This window comes from Prochlorococcus marinus CUG1433 (assembly GCA_017644425.1).
Lineage (GTDB): Bacteria > Cyanobacteriota > Cyanobacteriia > PCC-6307 > Cyanobiaceae > Prochlorococcus_A > Prochlorococcus_A marinus_U.
In genome coordinates this window covers 834332-854531 of record JAEPLN010000001.1, presented here as the reverse complement: position 1 = coordinate 854531, position 20200 = coordinate 834332, and the positions used below count along the sequence as shown (strand labels likewise).

Genomic DNA, 20200 nt, shown 5'->3' with positions numbered 1-20200 from the left:
TTGAATAGTTTTTTACTAAGTTTTATCTTATATGAATGTAGTGGCATCATCTCCGGAGGGACTAGAGAAATATTTAGCAGAAGAAATTTCAAATTTAGGCGGCTTTAATATTAATACTTATAAAAGATTTATTAAATTTGAATGTGATTTTGAAACTTTTTATAGAGTTCATTTCTATTCCAGATTAGCTTTTCGTTTTTATAGAGAAATTGCAAGTTTTAATTGCTATGACAAGCAATCTTTATATGCGGGAGTTAGAGATTCATTTGATTGGTTAAATTGGGTACACTTTGATAAAACGTTTAATGTTCAAGTAACTGGGAGAACATCTTCTTTAAGTCATACTCATTTCACAGCTCTTGAAGTAAAAAATTCTATAACTGATTTGCAACAGGCAGTTTGGAATAAAAGATCAAATATTTCTTTAGATAATCCTGATTTTATAATTCATCTGCATTTAAACAATAATAAAGCAATTCTCAGTCTTCAAAGCAGCGTAGAAAGCTTACACAAAAGAGGCTATAGACCAGCAATTGGAAATGCTCCATTAAAAGAAAATTTAGCTTCTGGATTGATAAATATGACTCAATGGAATGGCAAAGTTCCATTAATAGATTTTATGTGCGGCTCGGGAACTTTTTTAATTGAGGCAGTCAACCAATACCTTGGAGTTCCCATAAATATTGATCAAGTATATCTTTTTGAGAATTGGTTGGACTTTAGGAAAGATATTTATCTTAATGAAAAAAATAAGGCAAAAAATAAAATTATAAATTATGAAAAATTGCCAACAATAATAGGATGTGAAATTGATAAAAAGGTTTTTGAGCAGGCGAATGTAAACATATCATTAGCTGGACTAGAAAATTATATTGAGCTTATAAATAATGATTTTTTAGCACTCCAATTAAGTTGCATACCTGGGATAATCATATGTAATCCTCCATACGGCAAAAAATTAGGCGATGAAAATGAATTGATTTATTTATATGAACAAATGGGAATCTTCCTAAAGAATAATTTTTCAGGTTGGGAATTTTGGCTGCTAAGTGGAAATCCAAAACTAACAAAATATTTGAAAATGAAATCTTCATTGAAAATTCCTGTTAGTAATGGGGGAATAGATTGTAGATGGATAAAGTATTTAATAAGGTAATTTATTTTTTGCCTAAAACGGCTTTTGTTGTCTTGCCTAAACCCTCTAATGTTTGAGGAAGATATGGTCCTTTGGCTAATTTTCCTCCAAGTTTTAAACTTAAGCCTGCAAGAACTAAATCGATAAATATTATGAGTAATAAATTATATTCAATATTCCAGTTATTATATTTTGTTAGAAAAAGGTAGAAAATAATATGGATGCAAATTAGTACTAATAATAATAATGTGCTGCCAATTGCCAAAAATATTCCACCACTAATTAATCTTCTTTTTTCTCTATCTACTTCTTGAAGAGCTATTCTTACATGCAAATCCATAACTGAACTTGCAATCGCTGAAATTCTAGAGGCGGTATTTGCAAAGTTTTTATTTTTTGGTTTTTCCATATTATTTTCTACCACTGTTTAGGAGCGTTCCTATTAGTAAACCAATACCAGCCGCAATAGCAATAGATAATAATGGTTTTTTTCTTATAGGACTTTCTATTTTTGGTCTAAGTGTATCGTTAAGTTCTTCTAATAATTCTTCTAATTGACTTTCTATAGGCTCAATTTTTTCTGATATTTCCCAATTGTTTTCTCTTATTGAATCAATTATTTCAAATAGTTGACTTTTTATTCTAATTGCTGAGGTTCCACTATGGCTTGCTATTACTTCAACTAAATCGTCAATACTCCCTTTTGTGGCTTCAAGGGTTTGTTGTGCAATGTTAGGCCATTTTTCTTTTATTAAAGGTATTAAACTGTCAATTTTTTCGAGTAACCATTTTTCAGAGAGAACCTCTCTTTCAGGAAGATTAGAGTTATCTTCTTTATCTTCTACTTCTTTGGGAGGATGGTAAGTCTCCATTTTTCAAACTTATTTATTTTAAGATTAGACCCATTTTCTTAATTTGGAACCCTTATCTAAATAATTGTGGGATTTATATAGAATAAAAACATATAAAAGTTTATTTACATTTTATTTATCTACTCTGTTCTGCAAGAAGCTTTTGTTAAGCTATTACTGGAATTATTAAATGAGTTTAAATTTCATCATGGATATTACATTTGCATCTTTAATTTTTGCATCTCGCACAATCCCTACAGATTTTGGATTAGTAGCTGCAGCTATTGCTGGAGCTGGAAGTTTGCTATTCATCGCTTTAAGATTTGTTCCTGATGCAGGTAATTAAATAAAAGGGACCATCTTTAAGAAAAAATATCTTTATCTAAACTTTGTTTTGCAAAAAGATTTAATTTATTTATCAACTAAATAATGGATAAATGGGTTTTGCTGGAACATGAAGTTTATAATGCTAATTCTAAAGATATTCATTATGATTTTCTTGTTGAAAATGGAATAGATTGTTTAACTTGGAAATTTTTAAAACTACCTCTATTAAATCAAGATTCTATAGAAATTTCTAAGCAGCCAAATCATAGGCTTATATGGTTATCCAGGATAGAACATGAACTTTCTGATAATAGAGGTTTTGTAAAAAGAATTGATCATGGAATATTTAAAAACGTTTCTACAGACTTGTACTCTGAAAATTATCGATTCATTTTGGATGGTGAACTTCTTTCTGGCTTGTTTGAAATTTCGGCTAATTCTTGTAGATTGAGCAAAAATTATTAATATTCATTTATAAATAAACGTAATATTTCTATTGAGAATTTTTGCAAATTAGTTATTCTTATTTAGCTATTGAGACTTGAGATTGGTACATATCAATCAGGTCGAGTTTGAAAATTTTAAATCTTTTGGGGGAAATGTAAAAATTCCTCTTGAAGAGGGTTTCACAGTGGTTACAGGCCCGAACGGTTCTGGGAAAAGTAATATTTTAGATGGAATTTTATTCTGTTTAGGTCTAGCTAATAGTAGAGGGATGAGGGCTGAAAGATTACCAGATCTAATAAATAACTCCAAAGTTAAAGAGGGTAAGTCATCAGAAACATCTGTATCAGTAAAATTTAATATTCAAGATTGGTCTCCCAGAGAGGACCTTCCGCCTTTGGAACTAGAAGAAGAAGAAATTGCCCTTAATAAAGGTCAAAAAGAATGGGTAGTTTCTAGAAAATTAAGGCTTATGCCAGGTGGTTCTTATGCTTCTACTTATACTTCTGATGGAAAACAATGTACCTTGCAACAAATACAGAGAATATTAAGAGATATTAGTGTTGATCCTGAGGGCAGCAATGTTGTTATGCAGGGTGATGTAACAAGAATAGTATCAATGAATAATAAGGAGAGGAGAAATCTTATTGATGAATTAGCAGGAGTCGCACTTTTTGATACAAGAATAGAACAAACTAATGCGAAATTAAATGACGTTTTTGAAAGACAAGAAAGATGTGAAATTTTAGAAAATGAATTACAATCTAGTAAAAATAAGCTTGAAAAAGAATGTGAAAAAGCAAAGCGATATAAAGAGTTAAAGGCAAAACTATTGCAAATAATAGAATTAGAGAAAGTTCTTATTTTTGAAGAACAAGTTAAGCATGTTGAATCTATAGAAAAAAAAGAAAGTGAAATTGAAAAAAATAAAATCTTATTTAATAAACAAAAAGAATCTATTAGTAAAGAAATATCAGTTTTAGAAGATGCTTTGAAAATACTTGTTGATGAGCTTAAGGAGAAAGGAGAGGATAAATTGATAAAAGTTAATTCTGATATTGGAAGTATTAACTCTAGCTTGAGAGAACTTGATAGGATATCAAGTCTGAACAAAGAAGAAGGTATTAAATTACAAAAACAGAGAGATGAAATTGCAATTTCTAAGAGGAATATCGAGTCAGAAAAGATGAGACAAGAAAATTTCGATGATAATTTTTTAAATCAATTGAACTTGCAAATTGATGATCTCACTTTAAAACACAAACTATCCAGAAAAAAACTTTCTGATGCGGCTGGAGAATCTGGAGAATTCTCAAAACAAAGTATCAAATTAAATACTGAGCTTGAAAGTATAAAAAATCATATTAATCCTTTGGAAATAAAAAAAAGGAAAATTGAAGAAGAAACTATTCAAAATAATATTCAAAAAGATGAGATATTGTCACAGATTGAATCCTTAGACTTAGAAAAGCAGAAACTTTTTCAGTTAAATCAAAGAAAAAAGGAGACATCCGATACAAAGAATAAAAACTTGGCAAGTAATAGCGCAGAAATTAATTCTTTAAAAAATGAAATCGATTTATTAATTAAAACTAAATCAAGGCTAAATAACGAGCAATTAAGGCTTGAAAAGGATTTATCTAGATTCGAAAGCAGGAAGGAAGCTTTAAACGAATCTAGAGGTTCATATGCTCTCAGAATTCTCTTAGAGGCAGGGTTAGAGGGTATACATGGTTATGTAGCTCAACTTGGAGAGGTCAGTGAGAAAAATAGATATGCATTAGAAATTGCTGCTGGAAATAGGTTAGGACAAATTGTTGTTGATAATGATCATATTGCTGCAAAAGCAATTGAAATTCTTAAAAAGAAGAAAGCGGGAAGATTAACTTTTTTACCTTTAAATAGAATTAAAAGTCAAAAAAAGAATTATGCAATTTCAAGATTTGAAAATAACAGGGAGACTGGATTTATTGATAAAGCTATAAATCTAATCACTTTTGATGAAGTTTATTCAGATGTTTTTCGATATGTTTTTGGAGATACTTTGGTTTTTTCAGACTTATCCTCAGCTAGGTTATCTACACAAAAAAATAGGTTGGTTACCTTAAGTGGTGAATTATTAGAGGCAAGTGGTGCTATTACAGGAGGCAGTAAGTTAAATAAAGATTTGGCTTATAGGTTTGGAATTAATAATGATATTGATGATTCCAGTCCTATAAAAGAAAGATTATTAGTTATTGAAGAAGCTTTAAAAGAGTCAAATAATGATTTGATACTAAAAAATAATAGACTTGGTATATTAAATTCTAAACGCAGTCAAATAATTGAGGATTGTGCCTCATTTAATAAAGAAATTGAAGTAAATCAAGATTCTCTCAAGGCTGTCTCGCAAAGAATTGAGGATTGTAAATCAAGATTAAATAAACTTGATACTATTAATAATTTATTAGTTAACGAGTTAGGTCATTTAAAAAATCAATTGAAGCCTTATCACGATAAGTTTGATCAACTACAAACCATTCAAAAGGCAAATTATGAAAAAAATCAAAAATCATCATTAATAGCTTTTAATGACGATTTTAATAATCTTGATAAAAAACTTGAATTACTTATTAAAGAGAGAAATACATTACTAGATAAAAAGAATCAATTTGCTTTAAATAAAGAGCGTATCAATAATTCATTAAAGATTACTTTACTACAAGAAAAAAACTTGCAGGAATCTATTAAACAACTCTCAATTGCTCATAGTGAATGGATAGAAAAAAGAGATCAATTTAAAAAAGAGCTTTCAGATCTCGATAATCAAAAAAATTCTCTCGAGAAGAATTTAGGTTTATTGCGAAGGAAAAGAGATGAATTAAACTCTTCAATTTCAAATAAAAGGCAAGAATATAATAACTATCTGTTAAAGCTTGAATATCTTGAAAGGGATATGCATTCCCTTAAAGAAGAGATGAGGAGCGAGAAAATAAAATTAGAAAATTATAAAAAAGATCTACCTAATCCTTCCCCGGAGTTTGGAGAATATGAAGGGAAGAGTCTTGAATCTTTGCAATCAGAAATTTCGATTATAAATGAAAAACTAGAAAGCTTAGAACCTGTCAATATGTTGGCTCTTGATGAACTAGAAGAATTAATTGAGAGATTAAATGGTTTGCGAGAAAAATTAGAAATTCTATCTAATGAAAGATCTGAATTATTGCTGAGAATAGAAACTGTATCTACCATGCGTCAAGAAGCTTTTATGCAAGCATTTACAGAAGTTGATAGACATTTTAGAGAAATTTTTGCAAATTTATCTGATGGAGATGGATTTCTTCAACTTGAAAATCCTAATTCTCCTTTAGAAGGAGGATTAACTTTAGTGGCTCATCCCAAGGGGAAAAATGTCAGAAGATTAGCGTCTATGTCAGGTGGTGAAAAATCTTTAACTGCTTTAAGTTTTTTATTTGCTTTGCAAAAGTATAAGCCTTCACCTTTTTATGCCTTAGACGAGGTTGATAGTTTTTTAGATGGTATTAATGTTGAAAGGTTGTCAAAACTAATATCAAATCAGTCATCAAATGCTCAATTTATAGTCGTAAGTCATAGAAGGCCTATGATTAGTGCATCTGAACGTACAATTGGGGTTGCGCAAGCAAGAGGTGCTAATACTCAAGTTATTGGGTTACCAAATGCTGCATAAACACCCTTTTTTGAATTTATACGTCAGAATGATAAAAAGAAATTTATGAGCTTGTCTAACACATCTGCTAATAAGAATCTCCCTAACTCGATTCCTAGTGAACGTTTATGGTTAAGGTCAGAATTAATGGGAACACAAGTGATAACTACTGATACTGGAAGGAGGCTAGGCGTAGTTGGCGAAGTCGTTGTTGATATTGATAGAAGAGAGGTTGTGGCTTTGGGACTAAGAGATAATCCACTTACAAGATTTTTACCAGGTTTGCCAAAATGGATGCCTTTAGAAAGTATAAAGCAAGTTGGAGATGTTATATTAGTTGACTCCCTAGATTCTTTGAGTGAAAGTTTTTCTCCAGAAAGGTATGGGAAGGTAATTAATTGTCAAGTGATTACAGAATCTGGACAACTTCTGGGAAGAGTTCTTGGCTTTTCTTTTGATATTGAGACTGGGGATTTGATATCTCTTGTTATGGGTGCTGTTGGTGTTCCGCTTTTAGGCGAGGGAGTTTTAAGTACTTGGGAAATACCTGTTGAGGAAATTGTAAGTAGTGGTACCGATAGGATTATTGTCTATGAAGGTGCGGAAGAGAAATTGAAGCAACTAAGTAGTGGACTTCTTGAGAAACTTGGAGTCGGGGGTTCTTCATGGGATGAAAGGGAAGTTAATGGATACTCATCAAATCTTGTACCTGTTGAGAATCAGTTACTTTCAGGTTCTGAATCAGAACAGCAAAACAATTTGGTCCAGGAATATGAAGAAGTTGTTGAACAAGATGATTATGAAGATGATTATGAAGATGATTATGAAGATGAACTTGAATATGTTGAAATAAATGGTTCTGAAGAAGCAATAAATAATAGAAAAAAGCTATACATGGATAATGATGATTCTGATCAGATTCAGAATCAAAATACTGTTAATCAAATAGATGAAAAAAACAATATTGATTTAAAGCAAAAAAAACAATCAACTACTAATTTAGCTTCGAAAAGACCAATTCAAAATGCAACTGAAACTTTAGATATTGAACCACTAAACGAACAAAATTTAGTTCAAGATAATAAAAAATCAGAAAAGTTTGAAATTGATGATCCCTGGTAATTGTTAAAGTTTTTTTATTGAATTAACAATTATGGAAGCAAGTTTTTTTGCTGCACCTTTATCGCCTCTTTCTTTGTTTAGATTATCCTTAATACTTTTTAATTGATCTCTATTTTTAATAAGAAATAATACTTCTCTTGCAATTTTTATTGTCGAAATATTACCGATCCTTTCAGGGACAATCATTCTTTTAGCTTTAATATTTGGCCAAGCAAAAAACTTCTTTTTTTTAAAATAGAAATTTTTAATTATAAAAGTTAGGAATCTATTTACGAATGAAATTTTTCCAATTACTCCAAAAATACCATCCCAAGCGTTCATCATATTTAAGTGTTGAGTTGGCAGAACAACTAACATTGGAAGACTAATGGCGGCTAATTCTGCAGTATTTGCTCCTACAGTTGTAATTGCAAGATCACATTCTTTTAATATTTCATAGCAAGGATGTTTCTTGATGAGATAAATCTTTGTTTTTTTTGATGTTTCAATTACATAATCAAAACTAGAGTCTTTGAAGTTTTTAATTGTTTTGATTTTTGATGAGTAATATTTAGCAATTGGATTTTTGTTGCTTTGAAAAAATAAATATTCCCTTTTATCAGTAGTTGGTGCAATGGGGATTATAAAATTTATATTTTGATTTTCTTTAGCGATATGATCTGCAACTTCTAAGAAGAAAGGAATTCCAATAGAAAGCTTTGCTTTCTTAGAACCAGGCAATAATGCAATGTAGTGTTTTTCTTTATTTCTTAGTGATATTTCACTATTAAGTTTGATATCTGCCATCAAATCGCCAATTACTTTACATTTATATTTATATCTTTTAGGTATTAACTCTTTTACTTTTACATTCATAGCAGCAATTTCATTGGTCCATTTAGGCCATCGTGAAACCCATTCAGCATATGTGATATTTAAATAACCAAATCTTTTAGCTAATAAAATGCTCCAAAATTGATCCCCACCAAGGAAAATAACTATCCCTTTTTTTGGCCAATCAGCAAAAGAATGTGGCTTTATTAATAATTTCCAAAAACTTTTGGATTTTGTAATTAATTCGAATTTATTCCATGAATTTGCAACTAAATATTCTTTACCAGTGGCATTTGGGCAAGGAACAAGGACTAACCTTAGAGAGAAATCGAGTTTATCGTTATCACAAAGTGATTTATTTATTTTGTTAAGCTCATCCACAACAGGATTTACCCATGTAGCTAATTCACCAGGACCATTAGAAACTATAACTACTGCAACTGATTTTTTTTTCATTGCAGTTCAACCGGAATACATTAAATGCGGACGGCGAGACTTGAACTCGCAAGGCCTAAGCCACACGCTCCTTAGACGTGCGCGTCTACCAATTCCGCCACGTCCGCAAAGGATTTTCAAGCACCAGAGGGCACCTAAACCTTAAAGACATAATACATTATTGACTGAAATAATTATGCAGCTCTCAAGATAATTTTTGAATAAAATAGGTTGTTTTTCTATTGCATAAAACAAATATTTATACATATATAACGTTCTAGGTTGTATTGTAAAAAATGTCCTTTGATCACTAAAAAAATTTTGTTAAGTACTTTGGCAAAGAATTTTTTATTTTAAGTCATTTTCATTTCTTCAATTTTATTTTCATAATGGTTGAAAAAGTTTTAATTGCTAATCGTGGAGAAATTGCTTTACGAATTGTTAGAAGTTGTAGAGAACTAGGTATTGCAACAGTTGCAGTTTTTAGCACCGTAGATAAAAAAGCATTGCACGTTCAGCTTGCTGATGAAGCGGTTTGTGTTGGAGACTCGTTAAGTAATAAGAGTTATTTAAATATTCCCAATATTCTAGCTGCTGCTACATCAAGAGGTGTTGATGCTATTCATCCAGGTTATGGATTTCTTGCTGAAAATGATAAATTTGCTGAGATGTGTAATGATCACGGGATAGTTTTCATTGGTCCATCTCCAAAAGCTATTAGATCTATGGGAGATAAATCTACGGCTAAAGAAACTATGGAAGCAGTAGGAGTTCCAACAGTACCTGGTAGTAAAGGCTTGTTATCTAATGTTGATGAAGCTTATCAACTAGCAGATGATATTGGCTATCCGGTAATTATCAAAGCAACTGCTGGAGGAGGTGGAAGAGGTATGAGGTTGGTTGAAAATGCTGATAATCTTGAAAAAATGTTTAAAGCAGCACAGGGTGAAGCAGAAGCAGCTTTTGGTAATGATGGGTTATATATGGAAAAATTCATAAAGAAGCCAAGACATGTAGAAATTCAAATTTTGGCAGATAAGTCGGGTAATGTCGTTCATTTAGGAGAGCGAGATTGTTCAGTTCAAAGAAGACATCAGAAATTATTGGAAGAGTCTCCAAGCCCTGCTATCAATACTGCACTAAGAAAAAAAATGGGAAATGCAGCTATTGCTGCCGCGAAAAGTATCGGTTACGAGGGAGCTGGAACAGTTGAATTTTTAGTTGATGATGATAATAATTTTTATTTCATGGAAATGAATACTAGGATTCAAGTTGAACATCCTGTTACTGAAATGGTTACAGGCGTTGATCTAATAGCTGAGCAAATTAGAATCGCAAGCGGAGCAAATTTGGAATTTAATCAGGATGATATCCATTTAAACGGTCATGCTATTGAATGTAGAATTAATGCTGAAGATCCTTCTCATAATTTCCGACCATCACCTGGAAAAATAACTGGGTGGCTTCCTCCTGGTGGCCCTGGCGTTAGGGTTGATAGTCATGTTTATACGGGTTATGAAATACCTCCCTTCTATGACTCATTAATAGGTAAACTAATAGTCTGGGGAAAAGATCGTAATACTGCGATTAAACGTATGAATAGGGCCTTGAATGAATGCGCAGTAACTGGTATTCCTACGACAATTAATTTTCATCTAACCTTATTAAATAAGGCTAAATTTAAGGAAGGTAAAATACATACTAAATATGTAGAAGAAGAATTATTGCCAAACTACTAAAGATTAATTTAATAATCTCTATGAACTATGTGTATGCAATGCAAGTTTTATAAGCCCTTGCTGACCAACTAATATTTCTCTTAAAAAACTTATAAATCCGATCCAAATTACGGGTCCAACATCAACGCCTCCAATAGGAGGAATTAGTTTTCTTGTTAAATTAAGAATAGAACTGGATGGTATTGAAACTAATAACCATAAACCTTTACTTAAATCAATTTTTGGGTACCAAGTAAGTATTAATCTTATTAGAAAAACTATAGTTAGATATGAAAGAGAAATTCCTAAACTAATATCTAAAATTTGAAGAGAGTTTACAAGCAAGGAAATCACAAATATTTAATTCATCTTAATAAATAACCCATTAAAACGTATTTAATTCGTATTATAAATTGAGAATTTAATATTTAAAAAGTGTTTCAAATCTCAAGTTTATTATTGGCCGCAGATTTTTCTGCTGAAGTTGCAAATAATTCCGCAGTGGGAATGATAGGTAGTTTTATTGCTGCTGCCTTACTTATCGTTATTCCAGCCACTGCATTTTTGATTTTTGTCAGCCAGAAAGATTCCCTTGATCGTACTTCTACTGGAAGACGCTAGTCTTTGTCAAAGTTTTAAGTACACTATATATAGGGGACATAAATAATCCCTTTAAAAATAAATTTTTGGAGAAAGAATGTGGTCAATGCTAGTCTCAATTGGGCCAGTATTGTTGGTATAGTTCTCGCGGTATGTGGAGGAGGCCTTTATTTTTTGAGGTCTTTTAAGCCTGCCTTGGCGCGGGATTATGATGTTTTCTTCGCAGCAATTGGACTTTTGTGCGGCGGAATATTATTTTTTCAAGGCTGGAGGTTAGATCCTATCCTTCAGTTTGGTCAGTTTTTATTAGCAGGAACTACAGTTTTTTTCGCATATGAAAGTGTGCGATTGAGGGGAGTTGCTACTGATCAAGCTAGAAGGTCATCTTATTTTGATGATGATCCTATTTCTGATGTTCCAAGAAATTCTAGAGGTCGATTTAATGACGATTATGATAGGTTTGAAGAATCTGAAAGATTATCTAGGAGATTTAAACCTCAAGAAGATGAATTTGAAGAAGACTTTACGGAGGGGAGATCTCGTAGGAGGAATGTTTCAAGAGCCATACCCTCTACTGCAGCAAGTAGAAGTAGGCCATCTACAAGGGAAATAAGTCAGTTTGAAAATGACGAGCCTATAAGAAGGAGAAGACAGACTTCTGAAGATAGAAATAGGAAACAACCAGAAACAAATAACTTTGGTGAAAGAAGAAATTTATCTCGCGATGATGTTAAAACAGGGTCAAGACCCAGAATGAATCGTACAGTTTCTAGACAAGATAATATCTCTTCTTCTGCTGATTCTTCTCCATTAAGAAAGAAACCTAATAGATCCCCTGTTAGGCAGCAAACTTCAACAGCTCAAGTAGAAGATGCTTCATTTAAAGATGCTTATCAAGCTAAAAAACCACGTGAAACTCGTAGAGTAAGCTCTTCAACTAGATCAAGTTCAAAAAATCAAAATAGTAGATATAACGTTGGAACAAACAAGAAAAAACCTAGAGATAACAGTTCTAGATTTGATGATTAATTATAAAATTCCTGCCCATTTTAAAAACGATTGTTTACTAAATAGTTCAATCAATATTATTGAAAGAAAGCCAATCATTGCAAATCTTCCATTAGTTTTTTCAGAATAACTACTCCATCCAAATTTATATTCATCTTTAATTTCTATCGATTTTTCATCTAATTGATTATCTCCAATTTGTTCATTGATATAATTTGGATCTTTCTGCTGTTCTACAAAACTCTCATTCTCTGGTCTAGTGACTTCTGAGTTAGTTTGTTCTTCTTTCGAGTTCATTTTTTTTGTTAATCCTTAAAATTATACTTATCAGACGTCAATAATTTCCAGTCTCCCTGTCCATTTAATTCTAAAATATTTTCGTGAAAATCTTTTAAGCTTGGTCTATGTCCAACACTAATAAGGGAAAGTTCTCTTTCCTTAAGTAAACTATATAGTTTTTTTTCAGTGTTAATATCTAAAGCACTTGTTGCTTCATCAAGTACTGCAAATCTTGGAGAATTTAGTAAGAGTCTTGCAAAAGCCAATCTTTGTTGCTCGCCTAAGGAAAGAATTCGTGGCCAATCTTGCTTGATATCAAGATTAGGATATCGATCAAGCAAAGTTTTTAAATTTACTTCATGAAGTACAGAAGTAAGATGTTCATCACTAAATTTCTTGACTTCTGTGGGATAACATAATTGTTCCCTTAAAGAACCAAGTAGCATATATGGTTTTTGAGGTATGAATAATAATTCCCCAATTTTTGGTTTTTTAATTACTCCTTGATCAGGTTCCCATAAACCACTAATCATTCTTAGTAAAGATGTTTTTCCGCACCCAGATGGTCCTACTACCAAAAGTGATTGATTATTGTCGATGCTCAAATTTAAATTTTTAATTATTGTTTTATTTGATCCTGGTGGGCGAAGGTCAGCATTATTAATAAGAATTGAGGGGTAATCTGAAATAACGTTTTGATTGCTTGTTGGGTTGGTTTGACTAATGGATTCAACTTTTGATTGGAATCCTTCTAATCTGCCAATACCAGCAGTAAATTTAGCAAGTTCTTCGATTTGATTAACAATGAAAAATAAAGAACCTTCAACCATTCCAAATGCAAAGCTTGCCTGAATAAAGCGTCCATAATCAATATCACCTTTAAAGTAAGGGATTGCCATTATTAAATATGGAAAGAAATTTCCAGCATAATTAATGGATCTTCTCATGACGTCTATTATTACTCTCCATATAATCAGTAAATTAAAGTTTCTTACCACTTCTCCTAAGCGTCTTTCAGTTTCACTTCGCTCAGGATTCTCCCCAGAGTAAAAGGCTATTGATTCAGCATTATCTCGAATATGTACTAAGCCATACCGAAAATCTGCTTCATATCTCAGTTGATCAAAGTCAATCTTTACAAGATTTTTTCCAGCAATTAAGAGTATAGAAGTTGCAAATGCGGCGTAACCAAATAAAGAAAAAGTAAGTGTTGTACTAATACTCCATAAAATAAGAATATTAAGTGAAAATGTTAGTAGGGCATCAAAAATACCTAATGTGAAACTGAGACTTTGCCCGGTAAAAGCTCGTGTATCATCTGTTATTCTTTGATCGGGATTATCTACATCGGTTTGTTCTTCATCATTGGGATTTAACTGGTAATAAGCTTTATTAGTCATATAATCTTTGACTAAACTTTTTGAAAGCCATTCTCTCCAAATTATTCCTAACTTATATGTAAAAAATATTTGGGAAACCCGTATTGGTAGAGCCACAGCGAAACAACAAGCGTAAATCCCCAATATCCGATAAAATCCATCTTCTTGTTTTTCTACTAAAGCATTTGTTAAATCTCTCGCAATGAATCCAATACCTGCGTTTATTCCGTTTACAGCTAAAAGCATTAATACAATTATCGCAAGGAATAACCAATGTAACCATCTACGGTTTTTTAATTGCCGTCTTAAGCTAAAAAAGCTTCCTGATCCAATTAGAAATAATGCAGAGAAAAGCAATCCCCAACTCCCAGCCCAAATTGAATTGACAGTACTTACTACACCTCCGAAATACTTCTCAAGAAAAATTGGTTGAAAGCTTTCAAAAAAACTTATTATTCCTGTAAGACCAACAAGTACTACTCCACCAACACAAAATAAAAGAGAAATCAAAAGCCATATGAATTGGAATCCATTACATTGATCTATGGGAAGAAAAAATGGCTGAGATAGCTTCCTTAATTTTTGTAATTGGTACAGTATTTTGGATTTATTATTAACTGCTTTATTCATTACTCGACTAGTGTTATGAAATAAATTATAACTTTTAGCAGTCTATTGACCAAAGCCAATAAATGAAAGTGCCCAGTTAGGTAAATTTAAGTAATTCAAGATTGTTGCATCAAATTCATGAACTTTTGGAAAAGATTTATCTAATGCCCACCATAGTAGAAAAGGTAAATTAAATAAAATCTGTAATTGCCATTTATAAGTTAAAACGTTCCAAATTTTTATTAACTTAATTTTTAGTGAATCATCTAGCTCTTCCCAATTTTTCGAAATTAAATTGAATAAATTTTTAGATTCTGTCTTTAAGGACTCTGGAGTATTCATTTGTTTTTATTTATTTATAACCCATTAATATTTCTTTCGAGAGTTTTAACCTGGAGGCCAATTCATTTTTCTTCCAGATAAAAAATGAATATGTAAATGAAAAACCGTTTGTCCCGATTCTGCTCCAGTGTTAATTACTGTTCTCCAATTAGTTAAATTTTTTGATTTAGCTATTTTGCTACCGACAAAAAGTAAATGCCCTAATAAATTTGCATCTTGCTCAACACACTCTAACAAACTGATTATTGGCTTTTTAGGAATCACTAAAAAATGTACTGGAGCTTGTGCCTGGATATCATTAAACGCAATACAAAGCTTATCTTCATAAAGCTTATCGCAGGGTATTTCTTCATTAATGATTTTTTGAAATATTGTCGTTTCAGTCATTAAATTAATTAATTGAGATAACGTCTTTTTCGTTAAACCCTTCTTTTAAAAGTTCTTTGTTCAAATCATCTTTTGATGTAACTCTATCTACAAATAATATTCCATTTAAGTGATCCATTTCGTGTTGAATACACCTCGCTAGAAGTCCATCTGCTTTCATTTTACGTGGTCGTCCCATTTCATCTCTAAATTTTAATTTTATAGTTGATGGTCTTACTACGTTTAAATAGACGCCAGGTATACTCAAGCAGCCTTCTTCGTATGAATTGAGGGTTGTTCCAAAGTCTGTAATTTCTGGATTGATTAATATTAAAGGTTCTGCTGCTGAATCTTCAAAATTTACGTCTATGACAAGAAGCTCTTTGTTGATTCCAATTTGAGGTGCAGCAAGTCCAATTCCTTTAGCTGCATACATGCTTTGAAGCATTTCTCTAGCAAGTTTTCTAATCGATTCGTCAACTTTAGTTATTCTTTTGGAATTTTGTCTTAAAACATCATCACCAAGTTTATAAATGTCTAGAGAAGGCTTACCTGATTGTTCTTTTGCAATTTTTTCTGCGTTTCCATTTGTTCTTGACTTTTTTGCAAGTTGTGAAAAATGGTTTGCCACGTTAAAAAATGGGTTTTTACTAAAGAGTTTAGCTATAAAAATATTAGCACTTTAATTTGCATTCTTTATAGTTTTTTTAAATGAGTAATGATGATCAGTTAAAAGTTAAGCAAACTGTTTCTAAAAAACAATCTTTTAAGGAATTAACTATTGTTAGGGATATCATTTTTTGGATTGATCTTGTTGGTGAAGGTCAAAATGAAAATGCTATTTTTGCAAGACCATTTAATGAAAAAGAGGCTTTTCCTCAGAAATTAACAAGTAAAAAATATAATATTAAAAATAACTTTCATGGATATGGTGGTAAATCTTATAAATGTATATATTTAAAAAATAATTTTTATTTGATATGGATAGATCAGATTACCAACGCAGTATGGTTTCAAATTTTTAAAGAGGCAGCATCAAATGATATAGGTAAAAATAATTATCTTGATTCAGTTCAGGAACCTAGACAACTATCTAAATCAATTGATGGAAATTTCGATTCTTCATTTGTTATTGCTAAAAATTTTTTTTTGTATGGTATTTGTGAATTAAATAATAGAGATTACTTATTTTCTTTAAACTTAAAAAAAACTAAACAAGATATTCATATATTAAAAAGATTTAAAAATTTCGCTGGAGAATTATCTTCTAATACTTCTGTTAGCTTACTTTCTTGGATCGAGTGGGATTATCCATACATGCCCTGGGAGAAAAATGATCTTTGTTTTGCTCAAATTGACTTAGAAGGAGAGATAACAAAAATAAAAAAATTCTCAGATAAGCTGATTAATGCCAAAAAAAATGTTTCTTTTTTTCAACCTTATTGGATAAGTGAAACTCTTTTAGTATGTTCTGAAGATAGTTCTGGATGGTGGAACTTATTATTTTTAGATGTTTGTGAAATTGAGAATATTTTTATTAAGAAAAGAGAAGAGAGAAAGTTGATTGAATATGGAGTACCACAATGGGTATCTGGAATAACATTCTTTTCAGGGGATATAAAAAATTTATTTTGTATAGCAAAAAAAGAAAATAGTTTAATAGTTGAACAATATAAAGATCTTGTATTAGTTAAAGAATTTTCTACTCCTTTTACCTCAATAAGTGATTTCAGTGTTTTTGGGAGTAAAGTTCTTTTAAAAGGATATGGATCTGATTTTTTGGGAATTGTTCTTGAAATTGATTGTAAAAAGGAAGTTTTATCAAATGTTTTTGAGGAAATAAATGCTGAATATATAAAAGATTGTTCAAAACCTGAATCTTTTTGGTTTAAAGGTTTTGAAGATAAATCTACTCATTCTTTTTTATATAGGCCGCTTGTTGAAAAATTTAGAAAACCACCGCTTTTTGTTAGAGCTCATAGTGGGCCAACTTCATTTTTTGATGGATCATATAATTCTGAAGTTCAATATTGGACGTCGAAGGGATTTTTTGTTGCTGAAGTCAATTATGGAGGATCATCGGGATTTGGCAAAGCATATAGAGAGAGGTTGAGTTATAAATGGGGTATTGTTGATTCTTATGATTGCAAAGCACTAGCTCTTGAATTAATTAAATCAAATCAAGTTGATAGTGAAAAAGTAGTAATGTTTGGGAATAGTTCTGGTGGGTTAACTGCCCTGAATTGTTTATTATATGGGTCTATTTTTACAGCAGCAATTTGTAAATATCCTGTTATTGATTTGAAGGATATGCATCACAACACTCATAGGTTTGAAAAAGATTATTTAAATTCTTTGGTAGGAAATTATGCAAAAAATCATGATGATTATATAAATAGATCACCGATAAATCATATTAAAAAAATAAAAAAACCTATCTTATTGTTTCATGGAAAAAAAGATACAGTTATTTCTTATAAACAAACTTTAAAAATTCAAGAAATTTTGATTCAGAATAATAAATATTCAGAAGTTATTTTTTTTGATAATGAAGGGCATGGTTTTAGAAATATTGAAAATAAAGAAGTAGTAATGCAAAAATCTCAGGAATTTTTAAAAAATGCTTTGAATCTTTAAGAATTGATTTTTAGAAAATCAATAGTATCTTTTAATTTTTCTATAAACATATCAATTTCTTCCTTATTGGTTGTGAAATTCATGCTAATTCTTGCCGTTGATTTAATTCCAATGTATCTGTGAAGAGGTTGACAGCAATGATGCCCACTTCTGATGCAAATTCCTTTTGAATCAAGAATTTCAGCAATATCATTTGAATGTATATTTTTTATATAAAAGGTGGCAAGTGATGCTCTGTCCGGATCTATCTTCGGCGATGGACCAATAATTTCAATATTTTCTATTTGATTTAATTTTTCAAATAAATATTTAGTAATATTCTTTTCATATTCATGAATTTTATCCAATCCAATAGAGTTTATATACTTTATTGCCTCTGCAAGACCTATTGCTTCTGCAATGGCTGGGGTTCCAGCTTCAAATTTATGAGGTAGCTCTGCCCAAGTACTTGTCTCTTCAAAAACATCTTGAATCATTTCACCACCTCCAAAAAGAGGAGGAATCTTTTCTAGGATTTCTTTCCTTGACCAGAGGAAACCAATACCTGTAGGACCGCAAAGTTTATGTCCTGATCCCGCTAAGAAATCTATATCAAGATCAATCACATCTAGTTTTTGATGCGCCAAACTTTGACATGCGTCTATTAAAACTAAAGAACCTTTTTGTTTAGCAAATTTAGTTATCTCTTTGATCGGATTACAGCAACCTAGAGTATTACTAACATGTACTAGGCTAACAAGCTTAGTTCTCGATGTTAGTTTTGATTTAAAATCTTCTATATCTAATTTCCCATTTTTATCAATACCTATAAATTTTAATTTGCATTTATTTTTTGCTGCAACCATTTGCCATGGAACAATGTTGCTATGATGTTCCATTATTGATAAGAGAATTTCATCGTTTTCTTTTAATGAAGATTCGCCCCATGATCTAGCAGCCAGATTAATTGCTTCAGTAGCATTTCTTGTGAAAATAATTTCTTTAGGTGAATTCGATTTTATATATTTGCTAATTAAATATCTTGCATTTTCAAATTCTTCTGTTGCTTTTGCACTTAATTGATGTGCGCCTCTGTGTACATTTGCATTAAAGTTTCTATAAAATTCATCAATTTTTTTTAAGACTTGTATTGGTTTTTGAGTTGTTGCAGCATGGTCTAAATAAATAATATGCTCATTATTTTTTAGGTTCTTATTTAAAAGAGGAAAGTCTTTCTTAGTTATTTCAGGAAAATTTTGAATCGTTTCCATTAATTCTCATTTAAAAGTTTATCAAGCAAATCCCATCTATCTTTTGAAACGGGAATAAATGAAATTATTTCTTGAAAGTAAGAACTTAATTGTAGTTTACTTGCTTCTGCTAACGTGATCCCTCTTGTTCGCATATAAAAAAGTTCTTCTTCATTTAGTTGCGAAATTGTAGCTCCATGTTTGCATTTGACATCATCAGCAATTATTTCTAATTGAGGCTTGGTATCTATTTGTGCAAGATCTGATAAAAGTAAATTTCTGCTTAATTGGGAAGCGTCAGTTTTCTGAGCAATTTTCGGAACTATTATTGAACCTTCAAATATTGCATGTGATTTATCGTCAGCAAGTGATTTGTTGATTTGATCTAGAAATCCATTAGGGCCATTAAAAAATACTTTTGTGTAAGTAGAAATTTGTTCATCTTTTTTTGTTATTTGCATACCTTTGATATTTGTTTTAGCGTTTCCTTCAGATTGCTTAATATTAATTTCAAATCTTGCGTAATTGAATTTGAAATGTAAAGATCCCAAGTTGTATTTGCTATTTTTGTGTTGGATTACATTGAGAGAATTTAATAAGTTTGATCCTTTTTCACCGTAAGAAACAAAACCATGATTTAAAGAACTATTTTCTTCTAAAAAAAAGAAAGTTGATTGAGATAACGAAGAGTTTTCTTTGCCAAGATTTACTTGTAATAATTCAACATCACAATTCTTTTCTAAAAATATTACTAGTGTTTTTGCGCTTAAAGAGTTACTTGATGCATGACTAAAGATTTCAATAGGAGGGATTCTTGATCCATTGATCTTTAATCCTAAGATATTTTTTTTACAACTTAAAGACAGATTCAACAGGTCACTCCAATTTTCGTTTTGATCAAAACTGGATATCTGTTCTTTGATATATTTATCTAACTCATCTGCACTTAATTGCTGTATTGAATAATTTTTTTCTGTTAATTTAATTTGATACTTTTCGCCAATTATTAATCTAATAGTATTTTGCGAATTTGTCGGATAGGGTGTATCAAATTTTAGATCTTTTTCATTAACCGAGAAGTCTAAAAAGTTTGAAAATTTTGATTTATTTGAAAGTCTCCATTGTTCACTTTTAGGATTAGGGAGGGGACTTGATTGTAATTTATCTAGACAGATTTTTTGTATTTCTGTTTGATTATCAATCGATTTATTTGTTTTTATTTTTTCAATAATTTCCATT

Annotated in this window: 20 protein-coding genes and 1 tRNA gene; 9 read left to right on the top strand and 12 right to left on the bottom strand. The window is 30.9% G+C overall.

Translation table 11 applies throughout. The annotated features are described in order from the left end of the window. Positions 1–31 precede the first annotated feature (31 nt). The gene (locus tag JJ842_05000; protein ID MBO6971268.1) at positions 32–1156 is read left to right on the top strand and encodes a class I SAM-dependent RNA methyltransferase; all 1125 of its coding nucleotides are present in this window, start codon (positions 32–34) and stop codon (positions 1154–1156) included. 1 nt (position 1157) lies between these two features. Here JJ842_05000 and JJ842_04995 read toward each other — a convergent pair whose 3' ends face one another. Together JJ842_04995 and JJ842_04990 are read right to left on the bottom strand one after the other, a co-directional pair. Further along, on the bottom strand, positions 1158–1544 hold the full coding sequence (locus JJ842_04995; GenBank protein MBO6971267.1) for a phage holin family protein: 387 nt from the start codon (positions 1542–1544) through the stop codon (positions 1158–1160). A gap of 1 nt (position 1545) precedes the next feature. Next, the gene (locus JJ842_04990; protein ID MBO6971266.1) at positions 1546–2007 is read right to left on the bottom strand and encodes a hypothetical protein; all 462 of its coding nucleotides are present in this window, start codon (positions 2005–2007) and stop codon (positions 1546–1548) included. A 187-nt stretch (positions 2008–2194) separates the two neighbouring features. Between JJ842_04990 and JJ842_04985 the strand changes: the two genes are divergently transcribed. The 4 genes from JJ842_04985 to JJ842_04970 all read left to right on the top strand — a co-directional run bounded on the left by JJ842_04985 (position 2195) and on the right by JJ842_04970 (position 7546). Next, positions 2195–2332: a hypothetical protein gene (locus tag JJ842_04985; GenBank protein MBO6971265.1), complete on the top strand. Its 138-nt coding sequence runs from the start codon at positions 2195–2197 to the stop codon at positions 2330–2332. 83 nt (positions 2333–2415) lie between these two features. Beyond that, positions 2416–2778, top strand: coding sequence for a hypothetical protein (locus tag JJ842_04980; protein ID MBO6971264.1), 363 nt, complete (start codon positions 2416–2418; stop codon positions 2776–2778). Positions 2779–2854: 76 nt separating this feature from the next. Beyond that, the gene (gene smc / locus JJ842_04975; protein ID MBO6971263.1) at positions 2855–6445 is read left to right on the top strand and encodes a chromosome segregation protein SMC; all 3591 of its coding nucleotides are present in this window, start codon (positions 2855–2857) and stop codon (positions 6443–6445) included. 45 nt (positions 6446–6490) lie between these two features. After that, positions 6491–7546, top strand: a complete 1056-nt coding sequence (locus JJ842_04970; protein MBO6971262.1) for a PRC-barrel domain-containing protein — start codon at positions 6491–6493, stop codon at positions 7544–7546. Positions 7547–7549: 3 nt separating this feature from the next. Here JJ842_04970 and JJ842_04965 read toward each other — a convergent pair whose 3' ends face one another. Continuing rightward, positions 7550–8815, bottom strand: coding sequence for a glycosyl transferase (locus tag JJ842_04965; GenBank protein ID MBO6971261.1), 1266 nt, complete (start codon positions 8813–8815; stop codon positions 7550–7552). A 25-nt stretch (positions 8816–8840) separates the two neighbouring features. Then, a tRNA-Leu gene (locus JJ842_04960) sits at positions 8841–8922 on the bottom strand. Positions 8923–9183: 261 nt separating this feature from the next. On the opposite strand from JJ842_04960, the gene accC reads away from it, so the two are divergent. Further along, entirely contained in the window at positions 9184–10533 is a 1350-nt protein-coding gene (accC, locus tag JJ842_04955) for an acetyl-CoA carboxylase biotin carboxylase subunit (GenBank protein ID MBO6971260.1), read from the top strand. Between the two features lie 18 nt (positions 10534–10551). Here the strand turns inward: accC and JJ842_04950 are convergent, their stop codons facing one another. Beyond that, the gene (locus JJ842_04950) at positions 10552–10857 is read right to left on the bottom strand and encodes a YggT family protein (protein ID MBO6971259.1); all 306 of its coding nucleotides are present in this window, start codon (positions 10855–10857) and stop codon (positions 10552–10554) included. Positions 10858–10947: 90 nt separating this feature from the next. Between JJ842_04950 and JJ842_04945 the strand changes: the two genes are divergently transcribed. Both JJ842_04945 and JJ842_04940 read left to right on the top strand, forming a co-directional pair. Further along, positions 10948–11133, top strand: a complete 186-nt coding sequence (locus JJ842_04945; GenBank protein MBO6971258.1) for a photosystem II reaction center X protein — start codon at positions 10948–10950, stop codon at positions 11131–11133. Between the two features lie 78 nt (positions 11134–11211). Beyond that, positions 11212–12141, top strand: a complete 930-nt coding sequence (locus tag JJ842_04940; GenBank protein MBO6971257.1) for a Ycf66 family protein — start codon at positions 11212–11214, stop codon at positions 12139–12141. On the opposite strand, the gene JJ842_04935 is transcribed toward JJ842_04940, so the two are convergent. The 5 genes from JJ842_04935 to def are packed head-to-tail and all read right to left on the bottom strand — an operon-like array spanning position 12142 to position 15726. Next, on the bottom strand, positions 12142–12417 hold the full coding sequence (locus JJ842_04935) for a high light inducible protein (protein ID MBO6971256.1): 276 nt from the start codon (positions 12415–12417) through the stop codon (positions 12142–12144). Positions 12418–12425: 8 nt separating this feature from the next. After that, positions 12426–14408: an ABC transporter ATP-binding protein/permease gene (locus JJ842_04930; GenBank protein MBO6971255.1), complete on the bottom strand. Its 1983-nt coding sequence runs from the start codon at positions 14406–14408 to the stop codon at positions 12426–12428. A 42-nt stretch (positions 14409–14450) separates the two neighbouring features. Further along, the gene (locus JJ842_04925) at positions 14451–14729 is read right to left on the bottom strand and encodes a hypothetical protein (GenBank protein MBO6971254.1); all 279 of its coding nucleotides are present in this window, start codon (positions 14727–14729) and stop codon (positions 14451–14453) included. Positions 14730–14774: 45 nt separating this feature from the next. After that, complete coding sequence (locus JJ842_04920; GenBank protein ID MBO6971253.1) at positions 14775–15116, bottom strand: histidine triad nucleotide-binding protein; 342 nt, start codon at positions 15114–15116, stop codon at positions 14775–14777. A 4-nt stretch (positions 15117–15120) separates the two neighbouring features. Then, complete coding sequence (gene def / locus JJ842_04915; GenBank protein ID MBO6971252.1) at positions 15121–15726, bottom strand: peptide deformylase; 606 nt, start codon at positions 15724–15726, stop codon at positions 15121–15123. Between the two features lie 80 nt (positions 15727–15806). Here def and JJ842_04910 point away from each other — a divergent pair, with 80 nt between their 5' ends. Then, a complete protein-coding gene (locus JJ842_04910; GenBank protein MBO6971251.1) occupies positions 15807–17732 on the top strand; it encodes a S9 family peptidase in 1926 nt (641 codons plus the stop codon). On the opposite strand, the gene JJ842_04905 is transcribed toward JJ842_04910, so the two are convergent. Both JJ842_04905 and JJ842_04900 read right to left on the bottom strand, forming a co-directional pair. Further along, positions 17729–18982, bottom strand: coding sequence for a SufS family cysteine desulfurase (locus JJ842_04905; protein MBO6971250.1), 1254 nt, complete (start codon positions 18980–18982; stop codon positions 17729–17731). The two genes, JJ842_04910 and JJ842_04905, sit on opposite strands and share 4 nt — an antisense overlap. Further along, a complete protein-coding gene (locus JJ842_04900) occupies positions 18982–20199 on the bottom strand; it encodes a SufD family Fe-S cluster assembly protein (protein ID MBO6971249.1) in 1218 nt (405 codons plus the stop codon). Before JJ842_04900 ends, JJ842_04905 begins: the two co-directional genes overlap by 1 nt. Between the last annotated feature and the right edge of the window lies 1 nt (position 20200).